The sequence below is a fragment of the Gillisia sp. Hel_I_86 genome (genome assembly GCF_007827275.1).
In the GTDB taxonomy this organism is placed as follows: Bacteria; Bacteroidota; Bacteroidia; order Flavobacteriales; family Flavobacteriaceae; genus Gillisia.
In genome coordinates, this window is sequence record NZ_VISE01000001.1 from 858957 (window position 1) to 883704 (window position 24748).

Below are 24748 nucleotides of genomic sequence, written 5' to 3' on the forward strand. Positions count from 1 at the left end.
TTTATTCCGTCCGTAAACTTTTTACCGGGTTTGCCATGGCAATTTTCAGGGTTTGAAGTAAAATAAGGACTACCGTAATACTTCCTATCAAAATGATTGCAGTTAAAAATGGCTTTATACCAATGGTTATGCGATAGGAATAATTTTCTAGCCAAAGCTGCATTAGCCAATAAGCCAAAGAACAAGCAATAATTATTGCTATTGCCAGAACAATTAAAAATTCCTTTATAAACAAATAACCAATGCTTTTAATTGATGCACCTAAAATCTTTCTTATCCCCATTTCCTTTATACGTTTATCTATATTCAATGCGACCATTCCAAAAATTCCCATTAAGGCAATAAGCAAAGCCAATACCGTAGCTGTAGTTGCGGCCTTTCTAAATCTAATTTCGCGAGCATACAAATTCTCCAAGGTTTCGTCCATAAATTTGTATTCGAAAGATGAACCAGGCATCAGTACTTGCCATTTTTTTTGAATTTCGGCCAGACTTTGATGAACAGAATTTGGGTTTATTTTAAAAGTGAAATAGCGATAGATGGCATTCGAGTTTACGTTAAAAATCACTTGAGGTTTTATCGGTTGCTGCATAGTTTCAAAATGGAAATCGCCAAATACACCAGTAATAATAAGGGGTTCATCTTCTCCTACAATCGTTAGTTGTTGGTCAATGGCCTCGTGTGCATTTTTAAAACCGTAAGCCTCCACAGCCTTTTTGTTGATTACAACCTTATTAGCGTTAGGCTCATTGTCTAGCAAATTTCTACCTGCCAATAATGGAATTTTATATGTTTCCAGATACGATTCATCTGCAACAAAACCTTGTGCCGAAATTGCCAGATCAGGATTTTCTCCGGCTTTATAGGAAGATATTTGAAAACCATTATTACCATTTGGTATTTCATAAGAAAGGCTCACATTTTGTACAGAAGGTATTTTTTTAAAATCATCTCGTATTGTTTTCATTTTCTGAATACCTTCCGGTGTCCAGTCTCTTGGTGCGGCAGCGGTCACAACGTAATCTTTATCGTACCCCAGTCCTTTTCCGAAGAAAAAATCTACCTGTTTTGCAACTATCAATGCCGAGATAAGAACAACAAGTGCCGTTACGTATTGAAAACCTAAAAGTGTCTTGCGTAAAGTTTCGCTGCTATAATTATTCTTCAATTTCCCTTTTAGCGCATCGATAGATTTAAAGGACGATAACACAACTGCTGGATAAAGTCCTGCCAATATGCCAATAACCAGTACAAGCAAGAGCGGAATCAGTATAAAATAAATTGGAAATTGTGATAAAGAAATCAGTTCCTTTCCAATTAATTCCCCAAACCACGTTCCCAAAAATGGATATGCGATACAGGCTAAAATGGTTGCTATTCCTGTTAAAATGATCGATTCACTTAAAAATTGTATAATCAATTGTTTTTTTCTTCCGCCCAAAACCTTACGGATGCCAATCTCACGCATTCGGCTTCCAGAGTGGCTTATCGAGATATTTATAAAGTTTATCATCGCCATTAGCAAGATGAAAAGTCCGATAAATGATAAGGTATAAAGCATCTGTTTTATCGTGCGGTCGTCTTTTTCCAAATAGTAATCGCTTAATTTTACGGGGAGAATGCTTAGGTTTTTCTGAATTTCTTCGGAAGTATGGTTCTTTATCAATTCTTGAATGGGAATTTCTAAATCTCTGGGCGTTTTGCCCGGTTGAAGTTCTATATAGGAAACATAGATGGTTGATTCCCAATTCTGAAAATTGTCTCGGTTAAAATACGTTGCAGAGTTTTTGGCAATAAAAAATCCGTTATCGTCCTTCTCAAAAAACTCGGAAACAGAATTTTTTGAAATTTCGGCTAACACACCAGTAATCGTAAATTCGTTACTTTCCCCATCAAAGTTCTGAATAGTCAAGGTCTTTCCTACCACATCCGTTTTTCCGAAGAATTTTATAGCTTTTCCAGATTTGATAATAACTGAAAATGGATTCTCAAATGCAGTTTTGGCATTTCCGTGCAACAATTCAAAACCATACATTTCCAAAAAACTTTCATCGCCCAATTGAATGCCTTCCCTATAGTTCATATTTCCGTTAGAAATAATCGATGTAATGCCATCCCAGCGATAATAATTAGCGACCAATTGTGGATAATTTTCTTTTAGACTTTCAGCTAAAGGTGCCAAAGTTGTAAAATCTGCTCCCGTATTGGGGTTTTTCCATTGGCTGGTTAAAAGATATTGCCTTTCAGCATTTTTCAGGTTTTTATTTACCTGAAGTTCCTGCCACACAAAAGCAGCAATAAGCAATGCAAAACTGATCCCTATAAACAGCCCTAGAATATGTATAGCTGTATTGAGCTTTTTCTTTTTTAAGTTCCGCCACGCTATTTTAAAGTAATTCCTTATCATCTTAAAAAGCTTAATTGTTATCTGTTTATCGTTATTTGTGTCTCTGCCATCTGCATACTGCGACTGCTTACTTATTCCCAAGGGGCTTTTATTCGGTTCTTAGACTTTTTACTGGGTTTTGCATCGCCGTTTTTATGGTTTTTATGCCTATCGTAATAAATGCGATCATTAAAACGATAAGACTTGATAATATAAAGATCCACCAGCTTAGGTCGGTTTTATAGGCGAAATTTTCCAGCCATTTATTCATGAAATACCATCCAAGGGGAATGGCGAAGAGAATTGCCAAGGAAACAAGGATTAGAAAATCTTTACTTATCAGGGCGACGATATTGAAAACTTCAGCCCCAAGGACTTTTCGTACACCTATTTCTTTTACACGATATTTTAAAATAAAGGTTGTTAGCGCAAATAATCCCATAATGGAAATAACGATTGCAATGATTCCAAAGAAACTGATAACCTTCTGTAGCCTGTAATAAGAAGAAAATAATTGCTGAAAATTATCATCCAGAAAGGAATATCGCATGGGTGTTCCCGGTTCAACCTGTTTCCATAGAGTTTCTATTTTATCTATGCTGGCTTTAGGATTTCGAGTGTTTAATCTTGCCAGGATCGCACCACCAGACTGGAACATGCAGGCTTCGTTCCCAATAGTAAAAACTGCAGGCTGAACTTTATTTTCAAATCCCAACACATTGAAATCTTTTACAATTCCCACAATTTGCATTGGTTTCTCTTCACAGCCCGGAAAAAATAGGTTTTCACCCAGTAAATTTTCAGAACTCAATTTGGCAGCGGCAGTTTCATTGATAATGGCAGTTGTTGTATGCTGGTCTGGCCCTGTATTTTGAAAATCCCTGCCTTTCATAATAGTTGTTTCCAGGGTCGCGAAATAATCTGCACTTATTTTGACCGAATTCATTTTAAATTCTTCATTTTTAAAACTGAAATTGACGGTTGAAGAATCGGCATACTTATCTCCGGGAACGTTCGTCGTTTTGGCAACAGCTTCCACGCCCGGAATCTCCAGCAATTGATCTCTTACGGTTTCAAAATTGGTATCCCTGGTATTCTGGGATGATTCAATACGTACGAGCTGTTCTTCTGAAAAACCTTTGTCCTTGGATTGGATATAATTCAATTGTTTATTGATCACTATAATGGCGATGATGAAAAATGACGTGACGATAAATTGAAAAACAACCAGCACATTTCTTAATACGAGCCCTTTATTTCCTTTTGAAGTTCCGCCATTCAGGATTTTCAAAAGATTGAACCTGGATAAGAGAATAGAAGGGAAAAGACCCGAAATGAGAATGATTGCTCCCAAACAAAGACCAATCTGGGCCAGAAACTCAAAATTACTGCTTAAGCTAAGTTCAAGCCCAAAAACGCTATTCACATACGGCAAACTTAGAAGCACGACACCAATTGCTATTACCAGGCTTATAACGCATTGCAGGATCGCTTCGGCCATAAACTGCCAGAACAGGTTCCAGGTTCCAGATCCAAGTACTTTTCGCACTCCAATTTCTTTAGCTTTTCCGAGTGATTTCGCGATACTAAGATTGCTGAAATTAATAGCCCCAATAATCAATAATAGAATTGCAAGGATAAAAAGTACGACAACGGTCTTTATGTTGCTGTTTACATATTTTGAAAAATTGTGAATATTGGGCACGGCATCTACAAAAAGACTGGTTTTCTTAGTCCCCTTTTGATAATCTTCAAAAGTTTGATTTTCTTTTTTCAGCTGCTCATTAAAATATGCCCTGTTAATACGATCGGTGATATTTAATTCTGCAACAGGATTTTTTAATTTAATATAGGTGGTATAGGAAAAATTTTGCCAGTGGTTAACTTCTTGTCCATAAGGATCATTTGCAACTAAATTTATTTTAAGATGGCTCGGCGTTTCCAATGGTGCCATCACCCCGGTAACCGTAGTCTCAAAAAAATTGTAAAGCTTGATTGTTTGCCCAATAGGATTTGTACTGCCAAATAACTTTTCGCTGAGGTTTTCACTAATAAGAACAGAATTAGGTTCTTGCAGGGGATTTTTTGTATCGCCCTGTACAATTTTAAGTGGGAATACCTTAAAGAAATTACTATCGGCTATAATCAGACCGTCCTGATATACACTTTTCTCGTTGGTACTGATCAAACCTTCATAATCCCCACTTTCCTGAATCGCAGTGGAAGTAATAATATTAGGATCTTTTTCAGCTAAAAAGGATGCCAGAGGGGCGGGTGTATTATATTGCACATCCCCGTTGGTTTCCATACCCACGCGATAAACCTTTTCCAGTTGTGGAGACCAGGTGTCGTAACTTAGCTCATAATTGAGATAAAGCAGTACGATGATAAAGCTCGCCAAACCGGCAGAAAGTCCCACGATATTAATGAGGGTGTAAGATTTGGCATTCCAAATGCTTCTCCAGGCTATTTTAAAATTGTGTTTGATCATATTTTATGTTTTTTCAGACCTAACAGGTTTTAAAAACCTGTTAGGTCTTTTTTTAACTGCGACTACTATTTTCAGCCTTCGGGGGAAATGTTCGAAGGACAAAGGGGGCTTTTTACTCCGTCCTCAAACTCTTCACCGGGTTCTGCATTGCGGCACGAATCGTCCTAAAACTTATCGTTAGAATGGCGATCACTAGTGCGATAACCCCCGCACTTATAAAAATCCAGATATTCAAATCCATTCTATACGGATAGCTTTGCAACCATTCATTACTGAAATACCAGGCGATGGGCGTCGCTATTAAAAAAGCGATCCCAACAAGTTTTAAGAAATCTGAAGTGAGTAATACAGTGATTTTTGACACGCTGGCTCCAACCACTTTTCTGATACCAATTTCTTTGCGCCGTTGTGATACCACCAATAATGAGATCGCAAATAGCCCTATACAGCTTAAAACTATTGCTAGGATGGAACCACTGCTTATCATAGTGGTCATCATACGTTCTTTCATAAGGGTGCGGTCTATATTTTCATCGAGGAAAGAACCCAGAAATTCTGCATTGGGTTCAATTTTATTCCAGGCTAGTTTTACTTCATTAAAGGAATTGCTTAGGTTTTGGGGTGCTACTTTCACATATCCATAGCGTAAATTCCAATTCGGTTTTAGGAAGAGGGATAGTGGTTCAATTTCTTTGTCCATTGACTGAAAATTGTAGTCTTTCACCACGCCGATTATTGAAAAACGAATGCTATCGTCCAGGATAATACTGGAGTTAAGAATGTCCTCTTCTCTGAGTTCTTTGGCCATAGCTTCATTAATAACCATAGAAAGCGTGTCTGAAGGACGGGAACGGTCAAATCTTCTGCCTTTTATCAACTCTAGGTCAACTGTTCCCTCATAGTCATAATCCACCATAAGGATATTGGTTTTAACTACTCTCCCCTGGTGTTCAAATCCCATAACACTGGTTGTAGTGCTATGGTCTTTTCCTATTCCCAGGATATTATTGGCAGCAGTTATACTTTTAATTCCCGGTTTATCGTTCAATTCGTTTCTAAGCAATTGCATGGTGCGGAAATCGTCTTTTTTTCCATTCAGCGGAAAGGAAATCACCTGTTCTTTGTTGAACCCGAGGTCTTTATTCCGCATAAACTGAAGCTGATTCCAAAGTACAAGCGTTCCGCTGATTAATAGTATCGCAATGCTAAACTGCACTACAATCAAGGTGTTCCGTACCTGATTGCCACCCTGTAAATTGATTTTCCCTTTTAAAGCTTTTAAGGTGCCCAGTTTGCTCAAAAGCAGGGCAGGATACCCCCCGGCAATAACGGTAATGAAAATGATAAAAAAACTAAAACCGATCAGGCTTCGAAAACCAATAACATTATTGAAATTCGCACTTGTATTAAAAAGGGTTTGAAAAGGTTCTATGAATAGATAGGCGATCAATAATCCTATAAGTGTAGCGCTTAGAAAAACAAGGATACTTTCTCCCCAAAACTGAAAAAACAGCTGGATTTTCCGTGCTCCAAGGGTTTTTCGCATTCCAATTTCCCGAAGTCGCTGTGAACTTTTAGCAATATTCATATTGATAAAATTCACGCTAGCAATTAATAATATTAGAAAAGCGATGCCCAAGATCAGGTAAGGATAGGTTCTGTTTGGTATAGCCATACCATTTTCAACCTTTACAAAATTCAGGTCTTTTACAGATAAAAGTCGCTGCTGAATATATTGTCCGTCTTTACCGGGTTTTGCCCCATCCCTTTTAGCATTGGTAATGGCATCTGCATAGTGCAGTTCTGAAAAATTCCGGGTAGATTTTTCAAACCCCGCAGGAGAAATCCCTTCAGCCAGTTGTATATAGACTTCGTGATTGGAATTATCCCACCGGCCTATATTTCTTCCGTATGCATGTTGGGACTGGCTCTTAAAATTTAAGGCGATATCGAATCCTATATTGCTTTCCGCAGGAATATTTTTAATAATGGAAGTGACTGTAAAAGGGACTTCCTGTTCATCAATAAAAATTTTCACTGTTTTTCCGAGTGCGGTTTCTTTACCAAAAAGTATTTTTGCCGCTTTTTCGGTAAGGGCAACTTCAGATTTATCGGAAACAGGATTTTTATTTCCTTTTAAAACCGGAAAAGTAAAGATTGAAAAGAATTCCGGATCTACAAAAGCCGATTGTAACCTTACCTGATTGTCACCAATACTCGCCAGAACGCCCCCACCATTAAACCGGGTTATTTTCTCCACTCCGGGAACTTCTTCTTTAAGAGCAGCGGCAAAAGGTAGCGGATTGGCTATGCCGGCTTCGGGTCCTTTAGGAGTATATTCTGTATGGTAAACCTGATAAATGTTGTCGGCATTTTCATGGAACTTATTATAAGAAAGTTCGAAAAATGAATATATTGAAAGTAAAATTGCGGCTCCAAAAGCTACGGAAAGCCCGAAAACATTTAGAGAACTAAAGGTCTTCTCTTTCCAGAGGCTCCTCCACGCTATTTTTAAGTAATTCCTGATCATAATTTTTATGTTTTAAAGACCTACAAGGTTTTGGAAACCTTGTAGGAGTTTACTTTTTTTTCATTTTCACCCAACCATCAACTTACCGTTCGAGTATAAATCCTCCCCCTTTGGGGGAGTTAGAGGGGGCTTTTTATTCCGTCCTTAAACTTTTTACCGGGTTTTGCATCGCCGTTGCAATCGTCTTTATACTCATGATCACAAGTGCCAATAAAATAATAACCATACCACTACCTGCGAAAATCCACCAACTCAGTTCGGTTCTATTGGCAAAATCTTGTAACCAATCATTCAGCAACCAATAGGCTACGGGTATCGCGATGGCAAATGCTATAAGTATCAATACCACAAAGTCTTTGCAAAGCAATGCATTGAGTTGCACGATGGATGCGCCCAATACTTTGCGGATTCCAATTTCCTTTACACGGCGTTCCGTGGTATAGATAACAAGGCCCAACAACCCCAAACAACTGATCAAAACCGATAACCCCATCGCCCAGTCAAGTAGCTTTGACATACTTCGTTCTTTGTTATAAAACTCCAATATGGTTTCATCAATAAACTGCAGTTCCATGTCATCGGCCGGATAGACCTCCTTGTATTTATTTTCCACCTCGGCAAGGATGGCACTCAGGTTTTTAGAACTACCAGCAGGCAGGCTAAAATGAATCACATCAAACCCCGTGGAATAAGCCCTCCATATATCCCCTACAAATGCCATAGGTTCTATTTCACCTTTGAGCGAACCCTGGTTGAAATCAGCCATCACCCCCGAAATCAAATAAGGCGTCCCACCAGAAGTAACCGTTTTATTAATGGCATCTTCAGCTTTTTTGAAACCCATTTTTTCAACGGCCTTCAAATTTATGACGGCTTCGCGAATGGTGTCGTTGAGTGGCAACCGACCTTTCAACAGGGGAATGTTATATAAGTCTAGATACTCGGAATCGCCAAATAGCAACTTGACACTAGTTTGAGTTTCCACAGTACCCTCTTTATTAATGAAAGATGTTGAAGAGTTATCGAATGAGGCCGGTGGCGGTCCGCCCATACTCACCTTCTCCAGTTGTGAGATGGTTTTTAATTTTTGCACAAGCAGTTTCCGGTTCTCAACGGTTTCATCTTTTCTCGGCGTCTGGATAGAAGCAAGCGATTCGGTTTTAAAACCCATATCTTTATTGATTAGGTAGTTGATCTGCTTACCAACCAGGAAAGTGGAGATGATAAAAATAAAGGCGATGGTAAACTGGAATACGGTCAAAAACTGCCGTAGGCCGCTTTTCCCTCCAACTGCAATGTTCTGTCCTTTTAATACACGGGCAGGCCGGAATTTTGAGAGCACTACGCCCGGATAAAAACCTGCGAGCAAGGTTACTAGAATAAGCAAAACCCCAACGAACCCTAATAAATAAGGGTTCTGTAAAAGTGTGAGGCTTATACCATCTGCAATAAAATCATCGAAGATTTTTATAAGCCATACCGATAGAAATAACGAAATAATCCCAGCAATGAGCGTCAATAAAAAAGTCTCGCCCAGAAATTGGGAAATGAGCTGTCTTTTAGAACCGCCCAATGTTTTCCTGATGCCTATTTCTTTGGCCCTTTGTGTAGCCTGCGCCGTATTGAGGTTTATGAAGTTAGCACAGCCCAGTAGCAGTAAAAACAAGGCTACAAGGCTAAGCATGATCAGGACATCCTTGTCTGCTACGGCCTTATTTATATCGTAGATACCAAAGTCATCGTTGAAATGTAGATTGCTTAAAGGTTGGGCATAAAACTCACGGGTAGCACCAAATTTAACCGATTCTTTATCACCATGTTCGAGGGCCAATTCATTCAGTTGTCCTTGAAAACCACTAACTAACGTACCTCCTTTGAGTTTTACCCAGAGTTGCGAAGTGCCCCAGGTGCTGTGCCAGCTAGTGTTGTTTATTCGATTATTTAAAGCTGTCTGGGGTGCTGTTTTTAGTGAAAGGAATTCCTGAAATACAATATCCGTACGCTCTTTAAAATCTGCCACGATCCCGGTAACGACCGCAGGTGTTGAGTCGTTGTAAGTGAGTGTTTGCCCAAGTATTTGTGAGGGTACCAGGTTAGGGAAATAAAGTTTAGCCCTGGAATCCGTTAGCACCACCTCGTTTGGATTTGACAATGGGTGCTGCCGTGATCCAGCCAGCCACTTATAATTGAAAAGGTCAAAATATTTTTGATCAGCAAAAACAACAAAATCCTGTTCTTTAAATTCTGTTTTGCTTTGAGGCAAGCCAACATTTACTAATTTAAATTGGTGAAAAAAAGCGGCCGTCTCGATTCCTGCAACTTCATTTTTAACGGCATCAACCAATGGGATTGGTACACCGGGGTTGAAAGAGGTGCTTTCAGGATTGCTGAATTTGCTTGTAACCCGATAAATTCGATCGCCATCAGGATGAAATTTATCAAAGGTAAAGTCATAATAAACCATCATCCCAATCACCAAAGCCGCACTTAGGCCTATGGAGAGGCTAATGATATTGATCAACGAGAAGATTTTATGTTTTGAGATATTACGCCACGCTATTTTTAAATAGTTCTTAATCATAATTTTATGTTTTTTAGACCTGTAAGGTTTTAAAAACCTGTTAGGTCTTTTTTTAACTGCGACTGCTATGTTCACCCTTCCGGGGAAATGTCCGAAGGATAAAGGGACCTTTATTCGGTTCTTAAACTTTTTACCGGGTTCTGTATGGCTGCTTTGATACTTTGGTAGCTTACTGTAATTATAGCGATGCCTATAACTAAGAATGCCGAAAAAGCCATTATTTCCCAGCCTATCTGTATGCGATATGAAAAATCCTCCAACCAGTTATTCATAAAATACCAGCCAAATGGCAACGCAATAAGAGTAGCGATGGCGACAAGTTTTAGAAAGTCCGTTGTCAACCCAATAGTGATCTGGCTCACACTGGCTCCCAATACCTTGCGTACCCCTATTTCCTTAGTTCTATTCTGGGCATTGAATGCTGCCAGACCAAAAAGGCCCAGACAGGCGATAAATATGGATAAACTTGTAAATACAATAAAGATGCTGCCCAAGCGACGCTCCTCTTTGTAGGAGGTTTCAAATGCGTCATCCATAAAGCGATAATTGAAAGGCTGGCCAGGAGCCCTTTTTATCCAAATGCTTTCGATGCTGGCAATGACGCTGGCAAAATCATCTAATTTAAACTTGATGGCCATGGATCCTGTAGATCTGCTCATAAATAGTCCCAACGCACCAATATTTTCACGTAAGGATTCATAATGAAAATCCTTAATGACACCTATAACATGATAAAATTGAGGGTTTTCAAGTTCAACTTCTTGCGTTATTCTTGTTCCAAGCGCTTCCCCTGCACTTAGACCCAGCTTCGCCAAGGTGGTTTCATTGATAATTACGGCAGTAGAATCTGCGGCAGATTCGCTATTGAAATCGCGACCGGAGATCAACTCCAAACTTAATGTGTTTAAATAATTGTCATCCACTTCCCATGTTTGCATCTGGATGGCATATTCTTGATCCATTGCGCCTTCTATAAAAAAGGAACTGTCGGACCGTGAAGATGGAGTAGGCATGAAGCTGCTCACTGTAGCACTTTGGACGGCACTCAAATTGAGAATATCCCGTTTAAAAACATTCAGTTGTTTTCCAGCTGCATACGTGTCATTGATCACTAAAACCTGTTCTTTGTCAAAACCCAGATCCTTGTTTTGTATAAACTTCAATTGCTGAAAAACCACAAGGGTACCAACAATCAAAAACACAGCAACCCCAAACTGAAACACAACGAGCATGCTTCTAATATTCCATTTGCTACTGTTCTTCATTCCGTTTCCCTTTAGGGTATCTACTGGAACAAATCGAGATAAGAAAAAGGCTGGATAACTACCAGAAACTAGCCCTAGAAGTATAGTGATAGTTAAAATAGCAATATAAAACAAAGGCTCTGTAAAAGGGATGCTGATATTTCTACCAGACAGATCATTGAAAAACGGTAATGCAATTGAAGCAATTATAATTGCTAGGATCATTGAGGCAAAAGCAACAAGTCCAGATTCTGTTAGGAATTGCACAATTAATTGAAGCCTATTGGATCCCAGGGTCTTGCGTATACCTACCTCCTTGGTTCTTTTTAGGGAATGCGCAGTGGATAGATTCATGAAATTCACGCATGCCAGAAAAATAAGGAAGAATCCAATGAAGGACAGAATGTATACGTTTTGGATCGTTCCTTTCTCGCCCATTTCAATCTGATTTTCAGAATACAGGTGAATATCAGTCAACGGAATGGTATGATACCGAATATAATTTCCAGACGCTGCAAAAGATTCCTTGGTCATGCCTGGAAACGTTTTTTGGGCCCAAGGCAGCACATACTTTTCAACCATATCTTCCAGTTGTAGCTGAAAATTATCAAGGCGGGTTTCTGGCGATAGTTTCACAAACGTATAGTAATTGTTGTTGCCCCAAATATTTTCACGGGAGGCCACGTTTCCAGCCATTGCCATAAATATGCTGTAATCTTTTAAAAAGGAGTTTTCGGGTAGATCCTCGATCACACCGGTTACTATATAGGTCTCTTTATTATTTAATAAAAGACTCATTCCTACAACATTGACACTACCAAAATGATTTTCTGCAGCCGTTCTGCTCATAACCAGCGTATTGGTTTCTTTCAATGCCGATTCTTTGTGACCGTTAATAAGCTCAATCCCGAACATATTGAAAAAGGTGGAATCCACATACGTGGTAGAAAGCTCTTTGATATTGGTTGTTTTATCACTGCTCCTAAATAGATTACTGCCTAGGGTTCTAAACCGAACGGTATTTTCAACCTCCGCAAGATCTTTTTTTAAGGTTGCAGCCATCGGTGGAGCTGTTGCGGCGCTTTTCATCTCTGCACCACCAAATTTGATGTCCATATCGATTCTGTAGATGCGGTCTGCATCTGCAAACATTTTGTCATGGCTCAACTCATCATAAATATAGAGCGCTATAAGCAACCCACCGGCCATACCTATCGCAAGACCCATTGTATTGATCAAGGTAAAAAAGGATTGCTTTTTTAGGCTTCTAAATGCTATTTTAAAATAATTTCCGAACATTTAATGGTTTTTTGCTTGATGAATGATCCCCTTAGACCAGTATATTCTCGGTTACTTTTTGCCCGTCCAGCATCCTAATTATCCTGTGGCTGAATTTTGCGTCGTGTTCGCTGTGCGTAACCATAATGATAGTGGTGCCCGCTTCGTTGAGTTCGGTGAGCAAATCCATAACCTCATTCCCGTTGCTGCTGTCCAAATTTCCTGTAGGCTCATCGGCAAGAATGAGTTTAGGGTTATTAACCACGGCTCTGGCAACCGCAACCCGTTGCTGCTGCCCTCCCGATAATTGCTGTGGAAAGTGTTTTCTTCGATGCATGATCTGCATTTTTTCCAATACTGCATGAACCCGTTCTTTACGTTCCGCAGGTTTTACTCCTGTATAGATCAGAGGAAGCTCCACATTTTCAAAAACACTTAGTTCATCGATGAGATTAAAGCTCTGGAAAACAAAACCTATGTTGTGCTTTCTAAGCTTGGCTCTCTGGCGCTCGTTATATCCTGCAACCTCAATCCCATTGAACAAATAGCTCCCACCATCGGGATCGTCCAGTAATCCAAGAATATTCAATAAGGTGGATTTTCCACATCCTGAAGGTCCCATAATGGCGGCAAATTCTCCTTCTTTTACTTCAAAAGAAAGCTTGTTAAGGGCGATGGTCTGTACCTCTTCAGTTTTGTAATATTTCTCGAGGTTGGTTATTTTTATCATAGTTGTATAGGTTTGTTAATTGGCTTTCAGCTTTCGGCCTTCAGCTAAAAACTGACTGCTAACCGCTGACTGCTGATGACTAATTGCTGACGGCTAAATTGGTGTTATATTTATTTTCTAAAAATTATTAAATTCCTTGTCATGCGTAATTTTTTGAATCTTGAAATTTGGAAACGAAGCCATAAATTGACTTTGAAAATTTATAAAACCACAAACTCTTTTCCTAAGGAAGAATTATTTGGGTTAACCAGTCAAATGCGTCGATCTTCTTCTTCCATTCCAACAAATATCGCAGAAGGTTCTGGAAGGAGCACCAATCAGCAATTTGCCTATTTTCTACAAATTGCATCCGGTTCTTGTTCAGAAATTCAATATCAATTAATTCTATCAAAAGACCTTTCGTATATTTCTGAAGAATTATTTAATGAACTTCACAGGGAAACCATTGAAATTCGAAAAATGATTTTCCACTACACTTCAAAACTATAAACAATAGCCGCTAGCTTCATGCCCATCTTTTCCGCTCTCATTCTATTTTTAAACCCATTTCCTGAAAGCTGAAAACTGACAGTTTTTACCTTAACACCAACTCTTCAATATCCCCAAAATTGGAATAGCTGGAAGTTATAACCTTGTCACCGGCTTTTATTCCTTCCAAGACTTCATAATACTCGGTGTTCTGGCTTCCCAAACGAATTTGGGTTTTGAAGGCGGTCTCTCCATCTTCGGAAAGCTTAAAAATCCAGTTGCCTCCTGTCTGTTGAAAAAAACCTCCTTTTGAAACCAAAACCGCTTCTTTTTCCTGGCTCAAAGCAAGCTTTATCTGCAGGCTTTGCCCACGGCGTATATTTTCTGGGATACCTTTTATAAAATGCATATCTACCTGAAACCTTCCGTTTGAAACCTGGGTATAGACCTTTTTTATTTCCAGGGCAAAATCTTTTCCGTTAAACATAAAAGTACCGCGCTGTCCGTTGAATATTCTGGAAATATAATGTTCGTCAATTTCGGCACGTACCTTATAACCGCTCACTACATCGATTTGCCCCAATCTTTCGCCTTTGGATTTTGACTGGCCAATTTCGGCATCCAGCGCGGTAAGTTGCCCATCTACTGGAGCCCTGACCACAAGATCACCTACTTTTCTGCGCATTAGCTCCAGGGCTTTTCTGGTGCGCTCATAAGATTCACGTGCTTGTTGCGATTCTTGCTTGCTGGAAAGGGAATCCTGCGCCAGCACCTCATTTGCCAGTTGATACTTTTCTTTTTGGTACTTATAATTATTCTCTGTTTCTATGTAATCCTGCCTGCCAATTGCCCCTTTATCGAGCAGTTTTTTGTTAAGCTGATATTTGCGGTTTGCTTCTATCAAATTATTCTCCACATCGGTGAGGTTATTTCGCTTATTTATGGTGTTCTGCCTGGCGGCGTTCTGCGAGATCTGCATTTGGGTAAGAAGATTGTAAACCTGGGTTTCCTGGTTTACCAGACTCAATTCTAGATCTGTATTGGACAATCTTATAATGGGCTCTCCTTTTTTCATCATCGTTCCATCTTCCACAAATCGTTCTTCTACCCGGCCACCTTCCATGGCATCCAGATAAATAGTTGTTATGGGAAGCACTACGCCATTTACAGGAATATTTTCCTGAAAATTTCCTTTTTTAACTTCGCTGATGGTAATTCGTTCTTTTTCCACATTGAGTTTGGAATTTCCAGTGGATGAGAAAAGAACAAAAACGATCAAAACTGCAACAACTACAGTGCCCACAATAATTGCTATTTTCTTAGGTGTAAAGCGTTTCTTTTTTAAAGGTATGTCCATAAATACTTTTGTTTCCACTTAGATTATAAGCAATATGGTGCCATAAATTTAAAATACTGTAAACCAGTTAATTAAAATGCGATTAATAGTGTAGGGTGTTCGGTTTTGATACAGGCTGTGTTCGGTTACAATACATTTCCAATATCCGGCATATTTCTGCCTTTGAAAGTGGAACAGCCTCTAAAGAAAATCGTAATATTGTGTTTATGCAGCTAAAAGAAGCTAAAATACTTGTCATAGACGATGATGCAGATGTACTTACTGCTATGCGCCTTTTGCTGAAACCTTTTGTTGCTGAAATTTTAACTGAAAAAAATCCGGGCAATCTCACTTCGATTATATCTGAAAAGAAATTTGACATCATCATTTTGGACATGAATTTCAACGGATTGGTGAATACCGGGAATGAAGGCATTTACTGGCTGAATAAAATAAAAGAAATCGCTCCAGATACAAATGTAATTCTTATAACTGCCTATGGCGATATCGATCTTGCCATCCGGTCCTTAAAAGAAGGTGCTTCAGACTTTATCGTAAAACCTTGGCAAAACCAGAAAGTGATCGAGTCCATCAAAGAAATGGTCCGGATCAAGAAAAAGACAGGTTCCAAATCCAGCAAGCTCCATATTGAAGGTGGAAAAATAGTGGGCGAAAGTGAGGAAATTCAAGAAGTGTTTTCCAAAATACAAAAAGTGGCACCTACAGATGCCAATATTTTGGTACTTGGAGAGAACGGTACCGGTAAAGATCTGGTTGCCAAAGCCATCCATGCAAATTCAAACCGGAAGAATAAAGCTTTCGTAAAAGTGGATGTTGGAGCGCTCACCTCCACATTATTCGAAAGTGAACTCTTCGGGTACAAGAAAGGTGCCTTTACTGATGCCCGCGAAGATAGGAAAGGACGTTTTGAAGCCGCAAATGGTGGAACCTTGTTTTTAGATGAAATAGGCAATATCAGTCTTCGCCAACAGGCTAGATTACTTACCGTCCTTCAAAACAGGCATATTACCCCGCTTGGTTCAAACGAAATGATCCCGGTCGATATCCGCCTAATTTGCGCAACGAACCTGGATATTTCAGAACTGTCAGACGAGTCAAAATTCCGGAAAGATCTTATTTACCGAATCAATACGGTAGATCTTATCGTTCCACCGCTTCGTGACAGAGGAACCGACGTGACATTGCTGACCAGACATTTTCTCGATCGGTATTCAGAAAAATATAACAAAGGCCCTTTCAAACTAGATCAAAGTTTTTTAAAGAAACTTAAAAATCATCGGTTTCCCGGCAACGTGAGGGAATTGCAATTCGTGATAGAACGAACGGTGATCATGTGCGATTCGAACCTTTTAAAAGACAGCGATCTTTCCTTTTCACCCATTGAAAGCAAATTGCAATCTGAAGAAATACAGGACATGCGCCTAGATACGGTCGAAAAGAACACAATTCTCAAGGTGATAGATAAAAACAAGGGCAATATTTCTAAATCGGCACGAGAACTTGGGATTACAAGGGCTGCACTGTACCGGAGATTAGATAAATATGACCTTTAAGACCTATCATACAAGCATTCTTCTAAGGGTCCTAATCCTTGTGCTTCTTCTTGGAACTGCCATAATTTGCTTTTTTAAGAGGTGGTATTTAGCCGGAAGTTTCAGTCTTTTGGTAGTCATTATTGTGGTCTATGAGTTCTTCAGGTTCTTAAGTAAGCGATTTGAAGTTATTGATGATTTTTTTGAATCGGTTAAATACAAAGATTTTTCCAGGCTGTATTTGGCTGAAAACAAAACCAAAGATATTCGCCGTTTCTATGAGGGTTTCAATACGGTGAATGAAGTAGTTCGTGAGATAAATTCAGAAAAGGAAACCCAACATCTCTATCTTCAGAAAATCCTGGAATTAGTGGATATTGGTATCCTAGCCTATGAAATTGAAAGCGGAAAAGTGCTGTGGAGCAACGAATCCTTTCAGAATACGCTAGATTTTCCATCTTTTAAAAATATCAATTTTGTCTCTAGTAGAAATCCGAAGGTATATGAACTGATTTTTGATAAATTTTATCCCAAATCAACAGCTGTGACTTTGATTGTTCAAAAAGAAAATATCAAGGTTTTGCTCTCCAACAGTATTTTTAAGGTGGAAGAAAAAACCTTTAAACTCGTAGTAATTCATAATATAGAGGAAACGCTCAACAAAACCGAATCTGATGCTTGGAAAAAGTTGTTAAGTGTAATGACCCACGAAATCATGAATTCTATCGCCCCGATTTCTTCCCTTGCCAATACACTGAAATTCCAGGTGCAAATGCATCGGGAGCATCCGGCAGCAAATCAGCTGGATATTGAAGATCTTGACACGGGCCTTTCCAGCATTGAAAAGCGCAGTGAAGGTTTGCTGAAATTTGCAAAAACTTACCGTAGCCTAAATAAAGTAACCAGTCTTAACCTCGAAAAAGTCTTGGTGAAAGAACTGTTTGATGATCTAGAATATTTAATGAAACCTCAGCTAAAAGATAAAAATATAGGCCTGGCCTTTTATCTTCCAAATAAAGAACTAGGGATCGAGATAGATTCTTATCTAATGGAACAGGTGCTTATCAACCTTATTCTAAACGCAATTGAGGCCGGCACGGAAATGGAGCATTCCAAAGTACAGGTTTCTGCCGGGAAAAAAACTGATGGTCGTTTGTTCATAAGAGTTGCCGATAATGGAACTGGTATTTCTGAAGAGATCATGGAAGAGATATTTATACCGTTTTTTACTACAAAAAAGAATGGAAGTGGCATTGGCCTGAGCTTATCCAAACAGATCATGATGCTACATGGTGGAAAAATTCAGATAGAAAGTGAATTGGGGACGGGAACCAAAGTTTCATTAGTGTTTGCTCAATTATAGGCATGGCCTAAGAATGGACCACATCTTTATTTTATTGCCTTCTTTAAAAGAATGATTTATCAGAAAAATCCTGCAAACCTATGGTAACAGGCTCCTGATGTTTTTTGTTAATGAGGCCAATTCTTCCATTACCGCTGTTCAAAACAGGGGCTTTAGAAAAACCAAAGAAATTAAATATCTAGGAAAAAGACATTGGATTTACTTATATGAACTGAACTAAAACGGTGTACAACAAAGCCGGTAGACGGCAAATAGCCGGCAATTGCTTAAAAAGTGATATTTTAGACATTAAGCAACAAACAACATAGCTAGAAAAAATTTCCTTGCTATCCGCTAGTTGCTTTAATAAAGACCATTAGCCAATTTCCATATGAAGATTGTATTTCGAAAACTTCAAAAAAAAGAATCAAATTCCTATCGCGAATTAAGATTGGAATGCTTGAAAATTTATCCTGAAAATTTTGGATCGAATTATCATGATGAAAAGGTAAAAGATAAATTGTTTTTCCAGCCATATATTGAAAATTCCAATACGGCCAATTTCGTAATAGGCGGATTTGATAATGAAAAATTAATAGCTCTTTGTGGATTTCATAGATATGAAGCTAAAAAAACCAGACACAGAGGAACAATTATTCAAGTTTATGTAAAGCAAGAATATCAAGGGAAAAATATTGGCCTCGATATTTTGAAATCTACCTTAAACAAAGCATTTCAAATAGATGGAATTGAACAAATTGAATTAGGAGTTATAACAACCAATAGTGGAGCAGAAAAAACTTATAAGAAATTAGGGTTTAAGGAATATGGGGTACAAAAGAATTATTTGAAAATTGGAAGCAACTATTTTGACCATAAGATGATGGTGATCTATGCAAATCAATATAATCCTTAATAAAATTTATAACGAGCAAAACCGGCAAGAACATCGGCTCCTATGAAATAGTGGGCAGTTTGCTGAAAAGTGTTATTTTACACACCAAGCAACAAACAACATAGCCGGCAAGAAAGCATCCCCATTCCACGCTACTTGCCTTTGAGCGAAGCCCCTGTGTGCAATCATATATTAAGGAAATAGACAAATAAATGGACATAGCAAAACATAATAAATCGGCTTGGGACAATTACGTTGATAAAAAAGACCGTTGGACAATTCCTGTTTCAGAAGAAGAGTTAGAAAATGCAAAAAACGGAAATTGGAGTATCGTTTTGACACCTAAGAAAACTGTTCCACATAATTGGTTTCCTAGCCTGACAGGTTTAAAAATACTGGGGCTTGCCTCTGGTGGTGGACAGCAAGGCCCAATCCTTGCTACATTGGGTGCAGATGTTACAATTTTTGACAATTCCGAAAAGCAATTACAACAAGACAAAATTTTAAGCGACAAATTTGACCTTGACATAAAAACTGTTCAAGGAGATATGAAAGACCTTTCGGTGTTTACAGACGAGTCATTCGACCTGATTTTTAACCCTTGCTCAATACTCTTCGTAGACAATGTTTTACCGGTTTGGAAAGAATGTTTTCGGGTATTGAAACCCAACGGGATTTTAATGACAGGGTTAATGAATCCAATTTCACTTCAGCTTGACGAAGATAATTTGAAGCTGATTTACAAGCAACCATTTTCGGACCTGCATTCATTGCCGACAGAAAAATTAGAAGCATTGAAAAGAACAAAGGAAGCATTGATATTTGGACACAGTTTGACAGACCAAATTGGTGGACAATTAGACGCAGGTTTTACACTAACAGCAATGTTTGAGGACAATTGGGGGGGGAGAAAATATAATGGACGAATTTTTACCATCATTTATAGCGACTAGAGCAGTTAAACAAAAAATATGACAGACGAAAAACTGGCGCAACAACTAAGCGTTCGTGTGGCCGCTAAGACTTAAGATGAATGCCATGTTGACGGGACCGGTTCTTTGCCGGATGCCTTATATGGGGATTAGGTTGTTTTTGTTGGGGTCTTTAAGAATAGGCTGCCTGCACCCTTTATTTTGTGCGTAACAGCAGGTTTGGAAGCTAAAGACTGCCACATGCGGTTAATAAAGCTTACACCCTATTTTATATTCCTGATAACTGTGACGAAAGAATTACATTGTCCCTGAAATTTTCTGCATTAAGCTATATATTGGTATGGATATAAAGAGTTGGCAACAAGCAAAGAAAATGCGTATAGCTTTAATAATCCCATTCCCTGACCGTTTGAGCAATCATTTTATTTTAAATATTTGGAACTTTTTTCTGTAGTACTCCACAACGAAGAGCTCCTTCCAATAAGTGGAATAAAACTAAAGGCTTCCATTTTGTACCTATTAGATTAAGGGAACAAAAAACTTCACTCATAAATAAATTTTAAATTATTGATAATCAGCAATCAACTCTTTAATTTGCACTAAAAAATTAGTTAATATGGAAACAAAAGAAAATTATCCAAAATCATTCTCCCATATAGGGATTACAGTTCCGAACCTACCAAAGGCCGTAAAATTTTATTCAGAAGTTATGGGATGGTATACAATTATGGAGCCTTCAACTGTGAAAAAGGAAAAAGAAACAGCTATTGGACAAATGTGTATCGATATTTTTGGTGAAGATTGGGAAGAATTTGAAATTGCTCACATGTCAACATCAGACGGTATTGGAATTGAGTTATTTTCTTTCCCACACGGAAAAAAAGAAGCGCCTGAATTTAATCCATTTAACACTGGACTTTTTCACTTTTGTGTACAAGATCCAAATATTGAAAACTTAATTAAAAAGATAGTTTCTTTTGGGGGCAAACAAAGAATGCCTATTAGGGAGTATTATCCAAAAGACAAGCCTTATAAAATGTGTTATGTTGAAGATCCTTTTGGAATTGTGTTTGAAATTTATACACATAGTTATGACTTAACTTATTCTTCAGGTGCCTATAAGGAGTGAGTAAGCATCAGTGGGTAACGTCGGTTCCAGCAAATAGCGGGTTTTCTGGTGAAGAATGTTATTTTAGACACCAAGTAACAAACAACTAAACCGAGGATCCCAAGCTATCGGGAGCGCCTCTACTCCATCCTACTTGTGTTGGCCAAGACCCTTGTAAAAATGTCCAAAAAACTTCAACAAAGAACATAATGGATCTTCGAATTGGGTGCCAGTGATTTCGATCGAAAGAGAAAGCTTACTTTTCAGAATAAAAGGCGACTCAGTCAATAATCATAAAAGAAATCCAAGAGAACCCTCTCTATTTTAAAGGTTCCATACTTCGCTCTCAATCTTTGAAGTATTCTTGGGCGTTCTTTTCTCCAAACAGCTTTGAAATGATATCGTTTTCTTGATTGTTGTAAAATCCTCCTACTTATATTTTGTAATGCTGAAAATTGAAGTTAATTTTGTTTACTATTTATAATTAATCTAAACTAAATAACAATGAATAAACTAATTCTAATCTTCACTGCTGCATTAGCAATAAGCTGTGGCGACAACAAAAAAGAAAAAAAGTCTGATATGCAAATTGGTACCCAAGTAGAAGAGAGTACACCAGCTGCAACAAAAGATGAAGTTATTGATGATTCAGTTGCCAATGTAACCATTACAGGAAATGACCAAATGAAATTCAACAAGGTCGAAATCCGTGTCAAAGCTGGTCAAAAAGTTAAGCTTACCTTGCAACACGTAGGTAAAATGGAGAAAAACATTATGGGCCACAACTGGGCTTTGCTAGCCAAGGACGCCGATATGGCTGCCATTGGACAGGCCGCTGCCGAAGCTGCGGATACCGATTATATTCCTGCTAGTCTCAAAGATCAAATCATTGTTCACACCAAAATGCTTGGTGGCGGTGAAAGTGACACTATCGAATTTGAAGCGCCTGAACCTGGAACGTACACTTTTATTTGCACTTTCCCAGGGCACTATGCATTGATGCAGGGGAAATTTATCGTTGAATAGTTCGGGGTTAACATTAGGGAAATTAAAAAGGGCCACAATTATGTTGTGGCTTTTTTGTTTGTATGAAAAAAACACTTTTCCTTTTTTGGATTTTAACAATGAGTTTTCAATTATATAGCCAAGAATATGTTCCTGCTGATAATTTTAAATTCAAAATTATTAAAGCAAAAAAAAGCTGTTGGCGGAAACTATTATTTTACTATTGAAACACCCGAGGATATTGAAAAAATTCAAGTTAGGTTTAAAATGAAATCTATCTTAGGCGAACAGGATGATTTTGATCCCAATAAGTTTTATTTAGTCTCGGATAAATACAAGACAAGGGTAAGACCAATAGATGTTAGGCGTAATTATGCGGTTGGCTGGATATATATTGGATTTGGCCATTTAGTAAATTTTCAACCGGAAGATAAAAGGCTAAATGAATGGGTCTCATACAAACCAGAAATAAAGAATACGTTCAATAACTTCAAGGTTGAAGGCTACAAAGATATATGTCCAAACATTAATTTTGGTACAAAGAAAAAACCTAAAATGATATCCCCTTATTTAGATCATAAAGAATTAAAATCCTGTAAAATTGACTTATGTTTTTCATCCCCAAAAGATCTAAAAAATTTCCGAATCTACTATGGAAATGAATTAATTGCAGATACTAAAATAAATTTATGGGCAACCTCAATCAATCGCAAATAGCGGGTATTCCGGTGAAAAATAAAATTTTAGGGGCCAAGTAGCAAACCACTAAACCAACAGGAATGCGTTTCTACTCCACCCTATTTATGAAGCAAGGCTATAATGTGGTGCCCATTTTAAAAAAAATCCGTCTTCAGACAACCATTTTATAAAATTTCACGTCTATAATAATAGAAGACAAAACGTGATGCGAAAACTTACAATTTTGGGGATTTTAATAATATTCCTTTCCTGCAAAACAGAAAAAAAACAATCCGAGAAGTTCGATGCCCATTTTAACGAAAACATAGAAACATATTTTCTCGCAGAGATACTTTCCATTCCCCATAGAAAAACCAATAAACAATGGGAAGAGCACAAACTGGAAACCTGCAAGAAATATCAACCAATAGTAGCAAAAGCGTTGGCTGATTATGGAGAGCTATCAAGCCACCAAATTGCTATTGAAACTGCCAAATTGAGCGACACTTTGGGAAGTTTCGGATACGGAAACGATGTAATGATGAGCATTTTATTAGAACAGCCAGAATTTAACCTTTCAAAAAAACCATCCGATTTCAAGTTTTCACAAACACATTTAAAGGGCGTACAAAAATATCGATTGGAGAGAATAATTTCCAGTTATCTACAATCGCTTTATGCTTTCTACCAGAATGAGGACATTGGCGAATTTTATAAAAGAAATGTTCAATTTTACAACGGCGCAATCAGTGAAGTCAAATCGAATATCCCCAAAGGTTTTACAAATGCAATGGAAACTTACTATGGGGATAGCAGGGAAAAATATATTGCATTGGTCAGTCCAATGATGATTTGGCCAATAGAAGATAATGAGGGTCGCGGAATTGGTGCAACGGTCGAAAAGAACAACAAAAAAACCGTATATGAAATTATGAGTCCATACGTGCAAGTGCCTGTTACATCAACCGAAAAGGTCTATGATAAATTTGGTTTTGACTACCAACCGAGAGCAAGAACATTGACAATTCATGAATTTGGACATTCTTTTGTCAATTCAGAACTTGAGCCTTATCAAGATCAAATTCAAAATTCTTCTAACTTATTTACGGATAGCCTAAAAAAAGAGATGGAATCCAAGGGCATTCAAAATTGGAAAGTATATGTAATTGAAAGCCTTGTACGTTTGGGCGAAATTAGAATTGCAGAAATACAAAATGATAAAAAAAGAGCAAATTATTTACGTAATTACCATACAAATCAAGAACACTTTATCTTTCTTCCTCAATTGGAAGAAAAAGCAATTGAATTTGAGAATAACCGAGAAAAATATCCGATGTGGAAAGATTTTATTCCCGAACTTCTAAAAGTTCTTGAAAAGAATAACCCATAGTTTGCAGATAAACAAATGAGTGGAAAAACGTGGCATGGTATAGGTGAACAGCAAATAGCAGGAGGAGTAAAAAGTGCTATTTTATACATCCACTAACAAACAACAAAGCCGACACGAACTATCGGAAGCGTCCCTTCACCCTGCTAACCTAGACCATTTTAAACAGAGTAATGACATAAATCTTTATTTCTCTTGTAAACATAAATTTCGGCGAAGTTATCGTCTTTAATTGTTGAACATTAATTTTGAGACGAAAGTCAAAATCAATTATACAAATTATTGAGAAGGTACTCCAATTTGTCTGAATGTTGATGATTAAAATTCGATGTTGACGATCTGTGAACTTTTAACATCAAATTGAAGGATTTCCCCAAAACCCAAAAACCTTGCAAATCATAGGATTTACAAGGTTTTGAGACTTTTTATTACTCTTAAAAGCGGTCTGGACGAGACTCGAACCTTTTGTCCTAACCCCAGTCAGTACAATATATTTGCAAAATCTTATAATCTATGTTGACGATCTGTGAACTTTATTAGAATATTCAATAACTCAATTTGCTTTCATCATATGCGAATATAGGAATTTATTAGAAGTGATATTAATTATTTACAATTAGTTTCAAATACAATTTAACCCAAATGCACTCAGCCCATTCCCCTGCCTTCCGCAGAAAAAGCTTCATTTTGGGAAAAGCGCTTCATTAGAAAGCTCTTGGACACAACTCCAAAGCTTCCGATTTCCATTGCGCTACCCCTGCTGAAATACGCAGGGACGCTTCATTCCCAACCTACATCTTTGGA

Annotated in this window: 16 protein-coding genes and 1 pseudogene; 9 read left to right on the top strand and 8 right to left on the bottom strand. The window is 38.0% G+C overall.

Translation table 11 applies throughout. The features are described from left to right. Position 1: 1 nt before the first annotated feature. From JM83_RS03810 to JM83_RS03835, 6 genes are all read right to left on the bottom strand, one after another. Entirely contained in the window at positions 2 to 2407 is a 2406-nt protein-coding gene (locus JM83_RS03810) for an ABC transporter permease (RefSeq protein ID WP_144963677.1), read from the bottom strand. An 88-nt stretch (positions 2408 to 2495) separates the two neighbouring features. Further along, positions 2496 to 4877 carry an ABC transporter permease gene (locus tag JM83_RS03815; RefSeq protein ID WP_144959521.1) on the bottom strand — a complete coding sequence of 794 codons (2382 nt, stop codon included), beginning with the start codon at positions 4875 to 4877 and terminating at the stop codon, positions 2496 to 2498. 112 nt (positions 4878 to 4989) lie between these two features. Then, positions 4990 to 7407, bottom strand: a complete 2418-nt coding sequence (locus JM83_RS03820) for an ABC transporter permease (protein WP_144959523.1) — start codon at positions 7405 to 7407, stop codon at positions 4990 to 4992. Positions 7408 to 7540: 133 nt separating this feature from the next. Next, a complete protein-coding gene (locus JM83_RS03825) occupies positions 7541 to 9988 on the bottom strand; it encodes an ABC transporter permease (protein WP_144959525.1) in 2448 nt (815 codons plus the stop codon). Positions 9989 to 10098: 110 nt separating this feature from the next. Continuing rightward, positions 10099 to 12531 (bottom strand): ABC transporter permease, encoded by a 2433-nt coding sequence (locus tag JM83_RS03830; protein WP_144959527.1) that lies wholly within the window; start codon positions 12529 to 12531, stop codon positions 10099 to 10101. 31 nt (positions 12532 to 12562) lie between these two features. Then, complete coding sequence (locus JM83_RS03835; protein WP_144959529.1) at positions 12563 to 13240, bottom strand: ABC transporter ATP-binding protein; 678 nt, start codon at positions 13238 to 13240, stop codon at positions 12563 to 12565. 141 nt (positions 13241 to 13381) lie between these two features. Here JM83_RS03835 and JM83_RS03840 point away from each other — a divergent pair, with 141 nt between their 5' ends. Next, entirely contained in the window at positions 13382 to 13729 is a 348-nt protein-coding gene (locus JM83_RS03840; RefSeq protein ID WP_144959531.1) for a four helix bundle protein, read from the top strand. An 85-nt stretch (positions 13730 to 13814) separates the two neighbouring features. On the opposite strand, the gene JM83_RS03845 is transcribed toward JM83_RS03840, so the two are convergent. Next, the gene (locus JM83_RS03845; protein WP_144959533.1) at positions 13815 to 15065 is read right to left on the bottom strand and encodes an efflux RND transporter periplasmic adaptor subunit; all 1251 of its coding nucleotides are present in this window, start codon (positions 15063 to 15065) and stop codon (positions 13815 to 13817) included. Between the two features lie 206 nt (positions 15066 to 15271). Here JM83_RS03845 and JM83_RS03850 point away from each other — a divergent pair, with 206 nt between their 5' ends. The 4 genes from JM83_RS03850 (at position 15272) to JM83_RS03865 (ending at position 19787) form a co-directional block, all read left to right on the top strand. Further along, the gene (locus JM83_RS03850) at positions 15272 to 16618 is read left to right on the top strand and encodes a sigma-54-dependent transcriptional regulator (RefSeq protein WP_144959535.1); all 1347 of its coding nucleotides are present in this window, start codon (positions 15272 to 15274) and stop codon (positions 16616 to 16618) included. Next, positions 16608 to 17960: a sensor histidine kinase gene (locus JM83_RS03855; protein ID WP_144959537.1), complete on the top strand. Its 1353-nt coding sequence runs from the start codon at positions 16608 to 16610 to the stop codon at positions 17958 to 17960. Before JM83_RS03850 ends, JM83_RS03855 begins: the two co-directional genes overlap by 11 nt. Before the next feature lie 370 nt (positions 17961 to 18330). Beyond that, entirely contained in the window at positions 18331 to 18855 is a 525-nt protein-coding gene (locus JM83_RS03860; RefSeq protein ID WP_144959539.1) for a GNAT family N-acetyltransferase, read from the top strand. Between the two features lie 191 nt (positions 18856 to 19046). Beyond that, positions 19047 to 19787, top strand: a complete 741-nt coding sequence (locus JM83_RS03865; RefSeq protein WP_222430210.1) for a class I SAM-dependent methyltransferase — start codon at positions 19047 to 19049, stop codon at positions 19785 to 19787. Positions 19788 to 20196: 409 nt separating this feature from the next. On the opposite strand, the pseudogene JM83_RS03870 reads toward JM83_RS03865, so the two are convergent. Then, positions 20197 to 20316: pseudogene (locus JM83_RS03870) on the bottom strand (winged helix-turn-helix transcriptional regulator); the annotation flags it as partial. Positions 20317 to 20382: 66 nt separating this feature from the next. On the opposite strand from JM83_RS03870, the gene JM83_RS03875 reads away from it, so the two are divergent. From JM83_RS03875 to JM83_RS03890, 4 genes are all read left to right on the top strand, one after another. After that, positions 20383 to 20895 carry a VOC family protein gene (locus JM83_RS03875; RefSeq protein ID WP_144959543.1) on the top strand — a complete coding sequence of 171 codons (513 nt, stop codon included), beginning with the start codon at positions 20383 to 20385 and terminating at the stop codon, positions 20893 to 20895. 483 nt (positions 20896 to 21378) lie between these two features. Further along, on the top strand, positions 21379 to 21900 hold the full coding sequence (gene azu / locus JM83_RS03880; RefSeq protein WP_144959545.1) for an azurin: 522 nt from the start codon (positions 21379 to 21381) through the stop codon (positions 21898 to 21900). A gap of 246 nt (positions 21901 to 22146) precedes the next feature. Then, positions 22147 to 22596, top strand: a complete 450-nt coding sequence (locus JM83_RS03885) for a hypothetical protein (protein ID WP_144959547.1) — start codon at positions 22147 to 22149, stop codon at positions 22594 to 22596. A gap of 187 nt (positions 22597 to 22783) precedes the next feature. Next, positions 22784 to 23947: a DUF4932 domain-containing protein gene (locus JM83_RS03890; protein WP_144959549.1), complete on the top strand. Its 1164-nt coding sequence runs from the start codon at positions 22784 to 22786 to the stop codon at positions 23945 to 23947. Positions 23948 to 24748 lie beyond the last annotated feature (801 nt).

What these genes read in the sequence shown, in the direction of transcription:
- JM83_RS03850 (WP_144959535.1), top strand. Translation starts at nt 15,272, where the DNA reads ATGCAGCTAAAAGAAGCTAAAATACTTGTCATAGACGATGATGCAGAT.
- azu (WP_144959545.1), top strand. Translation starts at nt 21,379, where the DNA reads ATGAATAAACTAATTCTAATCTTCACTGCTGCATTAGCAATAAGCTGT.
- JM83_RS03835 (WP_144959529.1), bottom strand. Translation starts at nt 13,240, where the DNA reads ATGATAAAAATAACCAACCTCGAGAAATATTACAAAACTGAAGAGGTA.
- JM83_RS03860 (WP_144959539.1), top strand. Translation starts at nt 18,331, where the DNA reads ATGAAGATTGTATTTCGAAAACTTCAAAAAAAAGAATCAAATTCCTAT.
- JM83_RS03815 (WP_144959521.1), bottom strand. Translation starts at nt 4,877, where the DNA reads ATGATCAAACACAATTTTAAAATAGCCTGGAGAAGCATTTGGAATGCC.
- JM83_RS03820 (WP_144959523.1), bottom strand. Translation starts at nt 7,407, where the DNA reads ATGATCAGGAATTACTTAAAAATAGCGTGGAGGAGCCTCTGGAAAGAG.
- JM83_RS03810 (WP_144963677.1), bottom strand. Translation starts at nt 2,407, where the DNA reads ATGATAAGGAATTACTTTAAAATAGCGTGGCGGAACTTAAAAAAGAAA.
- JM83_RS03885 (WP_144959547.1), top strand. Translation starts at nt 22,147, where the DNA reads ATGAAATCTATCTTAGGCGAACAGGATGATTTTGATCCCAATAAGTTT.
- JM83_RS03875 (WP_144959543.1), top strand. Translation starts at nt 20,383, where the DNA reads ATGGAAACAAAAGAAAATTATCCAAAATCATTCTCCCATATAGGGATT.
- JM83_RS03825 (WP_144959525.1), bottom strand. Translation starts at nt 9,988, where the DNA reads ATGATTAAGAACTATTTAAAAATAGCGTGGCGTAATATCTCAAAACAT.
- JM83_RS03865 (WP_222430210.1), top strand. Translation starts at nt 19,047, where the DNA reads ATGGACATAGCAAAACATAATAAATCGGCTTGGGACAATTACGTTGAT.
- JM83_RS03830 (WP_144959527.1), bottom strand. Translation starts at nt 12,531, where the DNA reads ATGTTCGGAAATTATTTTAAAATAGCATTTAGAAGCCTAAAAAAGCAA.
- JM83_RS03890 (WP_144959549.1), top strand. Translation starts at nt 22,784, where the DNA reads ATGCGAAAACTTACAATTTTGGGGATTTTAATAATATTCCTTTCCTGC.
- JM83_RS03845 (WP_144959533.1), bottom strand. Translation starts at nt 15,065, where the DNA reads ATGGACATACCTTTAAAAAAGAAACGCTTTACACCTAAGAAAATAGCA.
- JM83_RS03840 (WP_144959531.1), top strand. Translation starts at nt 13,382, where the DNA reads ATGCGTAATTTTTTGAATCTTGAAATTTGGAAACGAAGCCATAAATTG.
- JM83_RS03855 (WP_144959537.1), top strand. Translation starts at nt 16,608, where the DNA reads ATGACCTTTAAGACCTATCATACAAGCATTCTTCTAAGGGTCCTAATC.